This window comes from Capsulimonas sp. (genome assembly GCF_039929585.1).
Lineage (GTDB): Bacteria > Armatimonadota > Armatimonadia > Armatimonadales > Capsulimonadaceae > Capsulimonas.
This window is the reverse complement of the sequence record NZ_JBDSQY010000087.1, coordinates 1-12,158: the sequence shown is the minus strand read 5'-3', so window position 1 is coordinate 12,158 and position 12,158 is coordinate 1. Positions and strand designations below refer to the sequence as shown.

11 protein-coding genes are annotated in these 12,158 nt (G+C 59.6%); 6 read left to right on the top strand and 5 right to left on the bottom strand.

Features of this window, described 5'->3' with window-relative positions; genetic code table 11:
- Positions 1 to 91: 91 nt before the first annotated feature.
- Complete coding sequence (locus ABIZ35_RS06085) at positions 92 to 3,247, top strand: diguanylate cyclase (protein ID WP_348218985.1); 3,156 nt, start codon at positions 92 to 94, stop codon at positions 3,245 to 3,247.
- A gap of 3 nt (positions 3,248 to 3,250) precedes the next feature.
- On the opposite strand, the gene ABIZ35_RS06080 is transcribed toward ABIZ35_RS06085, so the two are convergent.
- Positions 3,251 to 4,486 carry a hypothetical protein gene (locus ABIZ35_RS06080; RefSeq protein ID WP_348218984.1) on the bottom strand — a complete coding sequence of 412 codons (1,236 nt, stop codon included), beginning with the start codon at positions 4,484 to 4,486 and terminating at the stop codon, positions 3,251 to 3,253.
- A 312-nt stretch (positions 4,487 to 4,798) separates the two neighbouring features.
- On the opposite strand from ABIZ35_RS06080, the gene ABIZ35_RS06075 reads away from it, so the two are divergent.
- Together ABIZ35_RS06075 and ABIZ35_RS06070 are read left to right on the top strand one after the other, a co-directional pair.
- Positions 4,799 to 4,999 (top strand): hypothetical protein, encoded by a 201-nt coding sequence (locus tag ABIZ35_RS06075; RefSeq protein WP_348218983.1) that lies wholly within the window; start codon positions 4,799 to 4,801, stop codon positions 4,997 to 4,999.
- 111 nt (positions 5,000 to 5,110) lie between these two features.
- The gene (locus tag ABIZ35_RS06070; protein WP_348218982.1) at positions 5,111 to 6,019 is read left to right on the top strand and encodes a hypothetical protein; all 909 of its coding nucleotides are present in this window, start codon (positions 5,111 to 5,113) and stop codon (positions 6,017 to 6,019) included.
- Positions 6,020 to 6,100: 81 nt separating this feature from the next.
- On the opposite strand, the gene ABIZ35_RS06065 is transcribed toward ABIZ35_RS06070, so the two are convergent.
- The gene (locus ABIZ35_RS06065) at positions 6,101 to 6,544 is read right to left on the bottom strand and encodes a hypothetical protein (RefSeq protein WP_348218981.1); all 444 of its coding nucleotides are present in this window, start codon (positions 6,542 to 6,544) and stop codon (positions 6,101 to 6,103) included.
- Positions 6,545 to 6,657: 113 nt separating this feature from the next.
- On the opposite strand from ABIZ35_RS06065, the gene ABIZ35_RS06060 reads away from it, so the two are divergent.
- The 3 genes from ABIZ35_RS06060 to ABIZ35_RS06050 all read left to right on the top strand — a co-directional run bounded on the left by ABIZ35_RS06060 (position 6,658) and on the right by ABIZ35_RS06050 (position 8,469).
- Positions 6,658 to 7,197 (top strand): hypothetical protein, encoded by a 540-nt coding sequence (locus tag ABIZ35_RS06060; RefSeq protein WP_348218980.1) that lies wholly within the window; start codon positions 6,658 to 6,660, stop codon positions 7,195 to 7,197.
- A 252-nt stretch (positions 7,198 to 7,449) separates the two neighbouring features.
- Positions 7,450 to 7,629 carry a hypothetical protein gene (locus ABIZ35_RS06055; protein ID WP_348218979.1) on the top strand — a complete coding sequence of 60 codons (180 nt, stop codon included), beginning with the start codon at positions 7,450 to 7,452 and terminating at the stop codon, positions 7,627 to 7,629.
- Positions 7,630 to 7,761: 132 nt separating this feature from the next.
- Positions 7,762 to 8,469, top strand: a complete 708-nt coding sequence (locus ABIZ35_RS06050) for a hypothetical protein (protein ID WP_348218978.1) — start codon at positions 7,762 to 7,764, stop codon at positions 8,467 to 8,469.
- Positions 8,470 to 8,557: 88 nt separating this feature from the next.
- On the opposite strand, the gene ABIZ35_RS06045 is transcribed toward ABIZ35_RS06050, so the two are convergent.
- From ABIZ35_RS06045 to ABIZ35_RS06035, 3 genes are all read right to left on the bottom strand, one after another.
- Entirely contained in the window at positions 8,558 to 10,159 is a 1,602-nt protein-coding gene (locus ABIZ35_RS06045) for a fucose isomerase (protein WP_348218977.1), read from the bottom strand.
- 28 nt (positions 10,160 to 10,187) lie between these two features.
- Positions 10,188 to 10,961: a class II aldolase/adducin family protein gene (locus ABIZ35_RS06040; RefSeq protein ID WP_348218976.1), complete on the bottom strand. Its 774-nt coding sequence runs from the start codon at positions 10,959 to 10,961 to the stop codon at positions 10,188 to 10,190.
- A 157-nt stretch (positions 10,962 to 11,118) separates the two neighbouring features.
- A complete protein-coding gene (locus ABIZ35_RS06035) occupies positions 11,119 to 11,979 on the bottom strand; it encodes an AraC family transcriptional regulator (RefSeq protein ID WP_348218975.1) in 861 nt (286 codons plus the stop codon).
- Between the last annotated feature and the right edge of the window lie 179 nt (positions 11,980 to 12,158).

Genomic DNA, 12,158 nt, shown 5'->3' with positions numbered 1-12,158 from the left:
AATTACCAGGAATTCGCGCCGAGAGTAATGATTGTTTCGGTGTAAGCCGATAATTTTGCTAACCTTCAAGGACGTTGACGCGAGAGATTTCATGCTGGATCGCCGGACAATTTGTGGGCTGCGGATACTGATCGCAGCTCTGACATTACTGACCTGTCTTGCGGCGCCTCTGCACGCGGCGCCGTTTTCGCTCAAATCGAGCGTCAATACCATCTGGCGTACTTCGAACGGATTGCCGCAGGACAAAGTCAACGCGATCCTCCAAAGCCGAGACGGATATCTCTGGCTCGCCACTCAAGATGGATTGGCGCGATTCGACGGCGACCGTTTCACTACCTTCGACACCCACAATACCCCCGGCCTCGCCACCAATGGAATCGAGCAATTACTCGAAGATTCGGACGGCGTTCTGTGGGCCGCCGGCACCGGCGGCATCTCCCGGCTTCAGAACGGCGTCGCCGTCAACGTTACTCGTGCATCGGACATCGAAAGCGAAGTGCGCGTCACCTGCCAGCTCGATGCGCGCGGGAGATTGTGGGCGGAGGAAAGCGGCGCCTTCTACAGAAACGTAGACGGGAAGCTGAAGGAAGAGTTCAGCATCGCCAACTACGCCGGGCAACTCGTGGTGCGCCACTGGGCCGTGGGGCCGACCGGATCCCTCTGGGTGGAACAGGACGACGGCGGCCTGCTGGAAATCCGCGACGGCAGGATTGAGCACATCTCCGTGCCCTCCGACGTATGGCGTGCGCACGCGATCCAATCCATGCAATGCGATGCGTCGGGCAAGCTTTGGGTCGGGACCGACATCGGCGCGTACACGATCCATGGCTCGGCGCTGAAGCCGATCCCTGGACAGCCCAAGACACGCGCCCGCTCTACGATCCGAATCGACGGGATGGGCGACGTCTGGGCGCTGATTGGCGGCGCGCTCTACCAGTACCGAAACGGCCGCTTCACGGCAAACCCCGACTGGGTCGGAACAGTTCTCGGCGGCATCGATATCAACGCGGACGGCGCCCTGATCTGCCGTTACGGCAAAAAACGCAGCGACGATCATCCGTATGACGGCATCGGCCTCAAGGTCAACAAGTCATTTGTGTGTATCCGCAGGCCCGATGGACTGGCGGGTTACCCGATCTGCGCGGTTCGCGACTCGCAGGGGGGCGTGTGGGTAGGAACGGACGACGGACTCGACGGACTGCGCGACGGCAACTGCCGCACGTTCACCACGCGGGAAGGATTGCCCAGCGCTCCGATCGAGTGCCTATTCGCCGATGCCGGGAACCGCCTCTGGGCCTCCGCGGGCGCCGCCGGCCTCTACAAAAACATGGGACCGGTCCTCGGGCCATTCAAACGCATCGGAGGTCCCTCGACACAGATCACATCGCTTTGCCAGACCTCCAACGGAGCCATATTAGGATTATGGAAGGGGCGTGTCCGGCAGCTGATCGGCGACAAGACCGTGGATGTCGGAGACAAGTACGGCAACGCGCTGGTTGGCTCCGCCGGCGCCATCGCCGTCGGCTCAAACGACGACGTCTGGGTCATGGGCGACCATGAGTTCGTCCGCACACGCGCCGGCCACAGCATGGTGGTCCCAGTTTCTACAGCCGGGAATCCGATCTTCGCCGCAATTGTCGACCGCGCGGGCCGGCTCTGGGCGAGCGGTAAAAACAATCTCTACTGCGTGGAGCACGACCGTGTGCAGACCTTCAGCAGCACGGAGGGCGTGCCGAACATTCCCATTGTCGCGATGTACGCCGATACCGACGGCGTGCTCTGGTTCGGTCACAAGGGCGGCGGACTGACACGCTGCAAGAACGGCGTATTCCGAACGATCAGCATGCGGGAGGGGCTTTATTCCGACGGGGTCTACCAGATCCTGGAGGACGACCGGCGCAACTTGTGGATCGGCAGTTCACGCGGCATTTTTCGCATGAGCCTGGATGAACTCGATGAGCGCATGGACCGGGGACACGGCCCCGTGCGCTGCTTTCCATTCGGCGCGTCGGACGGCGCGTCCGCCGGCCAGGCTTATACCGGCCGGGCCATGTCCGCAGCGCGTTTGCGTTACGCGGACCTCTGGTTCTCCGGAATGCAGGGAGTCGTGTATATCGATTCGGGAAATATGGACACGCAGCCGTCTCCGGTGCTGATCGAACAGATCTCGATCAACGGACGCAGTTACGCGAACATGTCGCCCATCCAGGCTCCTCCCGGCGACGGCGACGCTCAGCTGCGCTTCACCGCGCTGGATTACCGGCACACCGCCCATCTGCACTTCCAATACAAATTGGAAGGGTTCGACAAAGACTGGCGGGAGACCGAAGGGACACGAACGGCGACCTACACGAACCTGCCGCCAGGGCGTTATCGCTTCCAGGTGCGCTGCGCCAATACGGACAGCAAGTGGACTGCCGGCGCTGATGTCTCACTGCTCCTGCTGCCCCATTACTATCAGACGTGGTGGTTCAAAACTCTGCTCATCCTGGCGGGAGCGGCGGTGCTGCTGGGCCTGGTGTTCATTCCGATCCTGAGGAGGCGCAACTCACTGCTCCACCGGATGCAGGACCGGCTGGAAGCGCAAAACGAAGAGCTTATCGCCAGCCAAAGCGAGATTCAGGACAGCCGGGAAATGCTGGAAGCGCAGAATGAAGAGCTGATCGCCGGACAGCGCGAACTGATGGCGAGCCAGTATGCGCTGGAGCACGCGAACGAGCGCCTGCACGCACTAGCGACCACCGACGGCCTGACGGGAATCACCAATCATCGGATGTTCCAGGAAACGCTGCATGGCGAATGGAGTCCGTATTCCAGCGGCTGTCCGCAAGTGTCCCTGCTGCTGATCGATGTCGATCACTTCAAATCGTATAACGATACATATGGGCATCCCTCCGGCGATGTCGTACTGATTGAAGTCGCCCGGCTTCTGCGCGAGAACGCGCGGGACACCGACACCGTGGCCCGGTACGGCGGCGAGGAGTTTGTCGTGATCCTGCGCAATACGGACGAGCACGAAGCACGTGTCGTGGGCGAACGGTTCCGGCAGGCCATTTCGGGCGCGGAGTGGCCAAAGCGCCCCATCACGGTGAGCATCGGCGCCGCGACGATCTGCGAGCGCGCTGCTACTCCGGAAGCCCTGATAGAATCGGCTGACGCCGCGCTCTACTGCTCCAAGAACCTGGGACGCGACCGCCTCACCCATATGTTCGACGGTAACGGACAAGCGTACGACAGAGCGGCATAGCGACTACAATACGATGTGCGCCAGGAGATAAGGCTTCGGCTTAACGTCGCCGTGAAACAGCGGAAACTCCAGTCCTAACGAAAGCGTCTGGTTCAGACGCGCCGACAATCCCGCCGAAAGGCCATGCAGTGTCAGCTGGCCGTCCACCGAGTACCGTCCCGCTCGGTCAAAATTGATGACCTGATAGGCGGCTGCGGGACTGAGTCCTTCGTGGCCGCCGAGCAGCACTCCGAGCTTAATCGTTTTGGATGGCAGCGTGTCCGGCGGATGATACGCCGCCTGCTCGCCAAAGAACCGGGCGCGCAGAAATCGGGTCGCCAGGTTCCCGGCGGGCTTCGCGCTCAGGCTCGCTCCATAGTGCCCCGAGTTGAGCCATACGATCTTCGTATCCCCAAGCGCCTGGGAAAGCGCCCTGGCGCCCTGAGGCAAAATCACAAGGTCGTACCGACCGTCGATCATCAAGGCGTTGGCGGGATCGATCGGGCGCGGCCAATGACCGGCGTCGAACGGCGTCATGGCGCGCAAATACGCGGGATAGTCGTAGCCGTCCCGTAAAATCCGCCCCCGATATTTCCGCGTCAGTAAACCGACCCAAAAACCCCGCGCAAAATCGGCGCCGCCCACCAGAGTCACCGTCGCCTGCACGCGCGGGTCCACCTTCGTCACCAAACCACTCAGCACGCCCCCCAGACTGATCCCGCCGACACCCAGCCGCTTGGGATCGATGTCCGGCCGCCGCGACAGATAATCCAGCCCCCGACGCGCATCGAGCACCGCCTGACGAAGCGCGCCCACCATCTCCGGCAGGTTCCCGCTCAGGATCGCCGGATCGTCCCCTTTCGGGTTGTGAGCCCTCCGGTTCAGACTATACGGCTCCACCATCACCAGAGCCGCAACATTGGCCCGTGCGGCGGCGCCCGCCAGCCCAAAGCCCGCACGTGTCGACCGAGGGTTCCACTCATGCAGCACCACCATCGCGGGATGCGGTCCGGTTCCAGCAGGGAGAAACAGATACGCAGTGACGGTGTTGTTCTCCGGATACGGTGTCACCACGGGGCTAGGATAGGTAACGCGTGTGACGGTCGCGCCGTCCTGCATCCCCATTGGCGTTTCCGTCACATCAAACGAGGCTGTGGCGTCATACTCATAAAATGCGGCGTCTGCAGGATTGGGAAGTACGGACGGCGTTTGGGCGCGAGCGCCGGCTAAAGACAGGAGAAGACAGGCGACGGTCAGCACAGCGCCCGCGCGACGAAATAAACTTCTAATGGTTTCGATCCTCCCGAACCAGGACGGAGATGCTTTCCAGTCCGTCTGCTTTCGTTCTACCCAATAGTGGCGTCACTTTCCGCAAAACGATATCCAACAAACGCAAAATAATTTTACTCGGCGTAAAAAACAATTGAAATCGAGCAAAGGTATGGTATCATACGAATACATTCGTACTATTTCATTCGTACGAACGAACGTATAGGACAAACTGAATTGCGCCATCAAGCTTCGCGAACGCGCATCAAAAATACGAACTAATTCGTACGAAAGGAGGTTAAATTGCGGCAGCCATGGGACAATCGAGCGCGCCGTTTTCCGGCAAGGGCCGGATCTCTGCTGCGGCGATTCTTCAGCGGCGAGCAAATGCTGGCGCTGAAGGCGCTGCAAGCCGCGCCGGCGACGCCCGAAGAGCGAGCGGAGATCCGCCGGCTCCTGGACATCGCCGAAACGCCGCAGCCACGGCCTGCGGCTTCACCCTAATTTGCATTTTGGCGTCGTAAGTCTCGATGCAAATACACCAATGCGCTCTCAGTTTTGAAGAGGCGCGTATCTATCACACAAATGGCTATTGAGCCAAAGGAGACCGATCAAATGACGAATACTCTCATTCAGCGCATGCTGACCGCTTCCGTTTCACAGCAGAGCGCCCCATGGTTCAACAACGCGCGGATACTTGGCGCGGCGATAATCGGCATCGGGACGCTCCTGCCGGTCCTCGGCTATTCCGCAAACCCGCCGGCTGGAGCCGCGCCTGCGCAGTTGGTAAACGTCGATACCTTCACCACAAGTGAAACCATGATGGATATCGATGGGGACAAAATCCAGTTCAGCGGCTCCGACCTGACGCCTAATACGCCGGTGACGGTCAACGGCGTCGTGGGGCGCTTTGGCGATCTCACCCCCAAGCAGCAGCAGATGCTGCGCGTAACCCAACACCCGCAGGGGGGAGACGTCAGCACTGTCACCTCACGTGAGACCATGATGGATATCAATGGGGACAAGATCCAGTTCAGCGGCTCCGACCTGACGCCAAATACGCCGGTGAAAGTCAACGGCGTCGTGGGGCGCTTTGGCGATCTCAGCCCCAAGCAGCAGCAAATGCTGCGCGCAACCGCGAATCCGAATGATATCAAGAGCATCATCGCCTCCATACCCGCCGTCGGCGCCAATGCAAAAGTCCATTTCTTCACCACGGGGCCGATTGTGCTGGACATCAACGGCAGCAAGATCGAGCTCAGCATAATCGATCTAAAGCCGGACACTCCGGTCAAGGTCAACGGCGTGACGGGGCTCTTCGGCGCTCTGACTCCCCAGCAGCAGCAGCAGATTCGCGAGCAAATACCCAATACGGCGATCTTCCATGGGGCCTTGTCGAACACGCCGCTAACGCCCGAAATGGTGAGCACGATCGTGAGATCCGCCAAAGCCTCTAACCTGCCCGCAGATGTCAAGGCGAAATTCATCGCAGACGCAATGGCGCAGGCGGCGGCCAAGCCGTAAAGCCTCCGCATAACATACCTCGGCGAGAAAACAGGCCGGCGCGGAGAATTTCTCCGCGCCGGCTGTCCATGTTTTTGGCTTTTACGAAACTCCGCAGAGTGTGACGGCGACTCCGAGTTCCTGAAGCGCGGCGGCTTTGGCGTAGAGCGCCTTGCGGGCGGCGTCGGCGTCCGGCGTGTAGGCCACTTGAATATGGTTCGCCTTGTGCTGCGCCATCATCTGGTCGCGCGTGACGCCTTGCAAAACGGCGTGCATGATCGGCCATTGCAGGGTGGTCAGATTCCAGCGGCCGTCGGTCTCTTCCTTCGGCAGCTCCACGACTTCGCCGAGGCCCAGATCGCACTTGAGGGCATTGTCCTCAACATAGATGCGGTTCCAGACGATATCGCCCGGCTTGCTGATCTCCTTGACGGTGCCGCCGCCGAGGCGGAAGTACATCGGTGGCTGACGCTCACTGGACGTTCCCGCGTATCCGCCGATGAAATGCTCGGGCGGCGCGGCTCCCGAAATCAAGAAGACCCACACATAGGCGTCGATCCTCCCGGATCAAGTCTGGGTATTCTTCCTAGACTTATTTGATTTCGTTCTACCCAATCGTGACGTTTCTTGCGTGAAATGCAGTATCTAAAAGAAGCAATATGGCCGCGAAGAAAGGGTTCTTTCTGATGCACGTTCATCGATGGCGCGAAACTGTTGGAGCGGCCGCATTTCTTGCGCTTCTCAACGCAGCTTCGCTGCAGCAATGTTACGCCGCTCCTCCTAATAAACAAACACTGATGAAACTCGCTCTTGAGCGTCGTCCTCCTCAGTCCGCGCAGAAAATCTCAGAGATCACAAAATGGGCGGAATCGGCTTTTTGGGAAGAGTGGCATTTGCACACTGTGAGCACATTCAAATATGGCGCCGGCTTAACGCCGCAATTTGTCGTCATTGTCGGCCAGAACTATTCCGGCGACTTAGACCCGGACGTGTTTCTCTATGCAAAAGTGAAAGAAACAAAAATTTCTCCTTGGCGGCTAGCCTTTTCTAAAATACACGCTTACCGAGCCCTCTCTTTGAATGACACAATCAGCGGGGCTTACTTCGACGCCGCACATCATCGCGTTCGCCTGATCGCATCCAATGGTAAACAAATCTATAGCATCGACACCAGCACTATCGAAACCAAGATGAAATAGAAAATCACAGACGTCTGAGGCATCTCGCCAGGCGCTCGCGCAGCAAAATTATCACGAATTATTTTTGCGCGAGCGCCCAGAAGCGTTGAAATCGGGGAAAGCTGTGGTAATATACGAATCAGTTCGTACTAATTCATTCGTACGATTTCAAGTGTAGGCCAATTGGCTCTGTATTTTGACATGCGCTTAAAATGTCAAACGGCGCGTAAACGCAGTAAAAATACGAATCAATTCGTACGAAAGGAGGTTAACTTGCGAAATCGACTGGCCACTCGGAAGCGATCCTGTCTCGTGATGGCGGAAGCTCTGCTGCGGCAATTCTTCGGCGCCGAGCAGCCGCTGGCGCTGCGTGCGCTGCAAGCCACTCCGGCGACGCCTGAAGAGCGAGCGGAGATTCGCCGGCTCCTGGACATCGCCGAAACGACACCATAACGTCCAACGATTTCACCCCAATTTGCATGGCGGCCTCGCAAACCTCAATGCAAATACGCAAACGTGCTCTCATTCTTGGAAGAGCGCGTATCTCTCACGCAAATGGCTATTCAGCCAAAGGAGACCATGGAAATGACGAATACTTTTCTCAACAAGCGCATGCTGGCCGCACGCGCCTTTGGCGCGGCGATCGTGGGGCTAACGACGCTCATTCCTATCCACGCTTACTCTTCAAATCCGGCCAAAGTCGTTTCGAACGGCGAGATCACCAAGACGCAAACCTTCAACACGATAGAAGTCATGATGGACATTAATGGGGACAAGATCCAATTCAGCGGTGACACGCTGAAGCCGACGACTGTCGTCAAGGTCAACGGCGTCGCCAAATACTTCGGCGACCTGACACCCAAGCAGCAAGCGCAATTGCGTGAGGTGATGGTGGCGATCCCGGCGCTGCCGGCCACGGCGATCACGAGCATCATCTCCACGGATTCACGGAAAGATGACGGCAAGCCCGGGGTCAAGATCTTCAGCACCCAGCAGATCTCAATGGATATCAACGGGAGCAAGATCGAACTCAGCACGACCGACCTGAAGCCGACGACTCCCGTCAAAGTCAACGGTGTGACAGGCCGCTTTGGCGATCTGACGCCTAAACAGCAGCAGCAAATCCGCGAGAGTCTTCCGAAGATGTTCATCGTCGGCAGCCGCGCGCCAAGCGTCGTGCTGACACCGGCAATCCTGGGCAGGATCGAGAGTTCCTTCAAGGACAGCGATCTGCCCGCGAATATGAAAATGGAAGTAATCGAGGCGATCCGTGCGGAAGCGGCCAAGCCGTAGTCTAAGGAATTAAATCGGCGAGAGAGTTCTCCCACGAAAAAAGCCTCCTTGGATGATTAATCCAAGGAGGCTTTTTGTCGTATAACGCTTAGGAGACGCCGCAGAGGGTGACGGCGATCCCAAGCTCCTCAAGCGCGGCGGCTTTGGCGTAGAGGGCGCGCTGAGCGGCGTCGGCGTCCGGCGTATAGGCCACTTGGATATGGTTCGCCTTGTGCTGCGCCATCATTTGATCGCGCGTGACGCCTTGCAAAACGGCGTGCATGATCGGCCATTGCGGCGTGGTGAGATTCCAGCGCTCGTCGGTCTCTTCCTTCGGCAGCTCCACCACTTCACCCAGACCCAGGTCGCACTTGAGCGCGTTGTCCTTGACATAGATGCGGCTCCAGACGATATCGCCGGGTTTGCTGATCCCCTTGACCGTACCGCCGCCAAGGTGGAAGTACATCGGAGGCTGGCGCTCGCTGGACGTTCCCGCATAGCCGCCGATGAAATGCTCGGGCGGCGCCGCGCCGGAGATCAAGAAGACCCAGACGTAAGCGTCGATGCCAGCGCCCGTATATTGCCGCCCCCAGCGCAGGTCATGCAGCGTGGTCTCTGGCGAGTAGCCCAGCGCGCGCCACAGACGATAGGTGACCAGAGCATCTAACCCGGCGGCTTCGTCCACTTCGTTGAAGTGCGGCAGCGCCTCGCCGGCGTAAAGCTCCTCGCCCGTTGTTTCGTGCGTGACGGGCGGACGGCTGACGTTGTTCAGCAAGCCTTCCACTAAGTCCGATGCGGGAGCCAAGTCTTTGAGTCCCTGCTGATATTGAATGCCGATGGTGTCGCAGCCGAACTCGTCAGCGATGCGCAGGGCGGCGATATACATCTTGCACTGGAGCAGGACTTGCGCTTCGGTCAGATCCGTGGTCTCGTCCGGGCCGAAGTGGAAGGTCATGCCCTTGTCCAGCAGCCATTGGTATACGGCTTGGGCTTCGTCATCGCCCACGGTCAGCGTCTTGGCGTAAAGCGCGGACTGGCTAAGGCGCTCTTTGAAAACACCGGTGGCGTGCAGCAGATCGTCGGGCAGGATGCCGTTGAACATGCCCATACAGCCCTCGTCGAAGACGCCCATGATCGCCTTGCGCGTCTTCAGCGCGCGTCCGAAGTCCGCGCCCAGTTGAACGGCGCCCGCCGGCGCGGCGCTCGCTTCAAACGGCTTGGCGTGGCTAGTATCGTGAGTGACGACGCCTTCGGAGAGCCACTGGCGCAGCCCCTTCAGGAAAAACTCGTCGGTAAAATCCTCGCTCCAGAGCGTACTGTAGTTCACGCCCGCCTTGGTCAAACTGCCGTTCAGATTGAGCATGCCGACAAGCCCCGGCCAGGTTCCGCTCCAGTTCGCGACTGTCAGGATCGGACCTTTGTGCGTCACTAAGCCATGCAGCACATGGTGACTGTACTGCCAGACGGCTTCGGCGACGATCAGCGGCGCTTCGGGATCAATGCCGCGAAAGACTTCCATCCCGTATTTCTGGCTGTCGATAAAGCCGTGCCCCTTCTTCGGGTCAAACGAGTGACCGCGCTCCACGGACACCCCCGCGCGCTCCAGGGCGGCGACGATCTGCGCCTCCATGGCCACCTGCGCGGCCTCGCATGTCTGGTTCGCCGACGTTCGCAAGTCGCCGCTCGCGATCAGGATCACTTTCTTTGTCATCTTCGGGTTCCTTCGTCTGTGAAATTTCTTATTTGAGGCCAAGCGCGCGCTGGCGCAGGTGCTCGTCGGGGCGGCTGGCGATGCGGGACACGTCGGCGTCGCTCATAAACATCGGCTCGCCGCAGGCGATGGCGCCGATCAGGATGTGCGCGGACTTGTCCGCCATCTGCGTGATGCTGAGAACTTCGGACGCGCTCGCTCCGAGCGCGATAAAGCCGTGGTTCTGGAGATAGATCGTTTTGGGAACCGCGCCATACCGCCCGATGAATTCCTCGACGCGCTCCAAAATGGTTCGCGCGAGCGGCAGGCCGGGATCGACATAGGGCACGCAGCAGGGCGCAACGCCGCAGACGACGACTTCGTCCGGAAACAGCCGCTTTTGCTGCTGCATCAGATCCCAGCCGCCCCGGGAACAGAGCAGGCTGTTGATGCTGGTGATATGCGTGTGCCCGACGAAGCTGACGCCGGGCAGGCTCAGAAGTCCGGCGTGAAAGATCGTTTCGACACTCGGCGTGCGAACGCCCTCATGCACGCAGCAGGCGCGCAGCAAATCGCGCGTCTGGTCGTCGGTCCATACTTCGCGGCTATGCAGCGCCTCCAGAAGCGGCGCGAACGAGACTTCCACCAGCTGATCGGCGGCGAGCGTGCGCAGCTGCGAGCCGCTCGCTTTCACGAGAAACGACGATTCGCCGAGACGCGCGGAGGTATTGCCTTCGCCCAAAATCGCCCACTGGCGGCCGGCGTCGCCCAGATCGTGCGACAGGCTCAGAAGCTGCGGCAATATTGCATCGATATCCGTCATCACATGTCCTCATTGACCTATAAAAATTCGCCGCATGGGACAAAATCCCACTCGTGACTATTTTATCACGGCGCGGCGAGGCCGCCAATAGAGGATTGGCGCAAAAATATGGACGATCCTGCACGGCGACTGGGGAGCGATATGGGAGAAGACGGAGTTAGCCGTGGTGTCCGCGGCGAAATGCGGCGGGGGGACGGCCGGTTTCGCGCAGAAAGATCCGCGAGAAATAGAACCGGTCCGCGAAGCCGTTCTGCTCGGCGATCTGGTCGATACTGTCACTGGTGAAGAGCAGCTGCTGCGCCGCGCTGGCGACACGCCGCTTGAGGATATACTGCACCGGCGAAAGGCTCGTCGCCTCGCGGAACCGCCGGATAAAGTGTCCTTCGCTCATGTGGCAGAGGGCCGCGATCTCGGCGTTGGTCATACGCTGATCGAGATTTTCCTGGATCCATTGCAGCGCCGGCAGCAGCGGCTTGATCAGCGACACCCGCGCCCAGCACCGCTCCAGCGTCTCGGGAGTGAGCGCCCCGAGATACTGCCCCAGGGATTCGTAAAGGATCCCCTTGATCATGCATTGGACTGACACATCGTCGCAGCCATCACGCGCCACGCGTTCGCCAAGGCGCGAGACCATCTGTGAAAACAAGGGATCGTCGGGGATACGCACGGGACCCGGGAAGATGTCTTCGAACGCAATCGGCGGGATGCCGCGAAACTCGAAGTGTATGAAGAATTGCGTGATCGGCTCTTCGTTCCGGCTCGAAAGCTCCAGCCCCGCCGGGATGATATAGACGGCGTGCGGCTCCAGATCGATGGTCCCCGTCGCCGAGATCAGCCGTCCTCCCGACGCGTCGTTTTGGTAGACGCGCCAGAAGTCGTTGACGAGCTTGGGCAGGTTCCAGTTGCCGACCTGGAGGTCGAACCGAGCCGCCCAAAGCGGCCGGATCTCGATGTCGTCCAGCATGCCGGGAAGCTGGGATTTCTGGTTGAAGACTTGATCGGAATCGAGCAGCGGCATATGTGTGATATTAGCACAAGTGCGCGGGGAATTGCATGAGGAGCTCCCCCGTGTTCTCTACACCCGCGCATGCGCCATCACGCCAGGTGACCCACCCAGGCGCTTCGCGCCCCCCCCTCGTGACCTACCCCCGGCCTTCGGCCGACCCCTCCCTTGAAGCAGGGAAGGGTTGGAAAGAG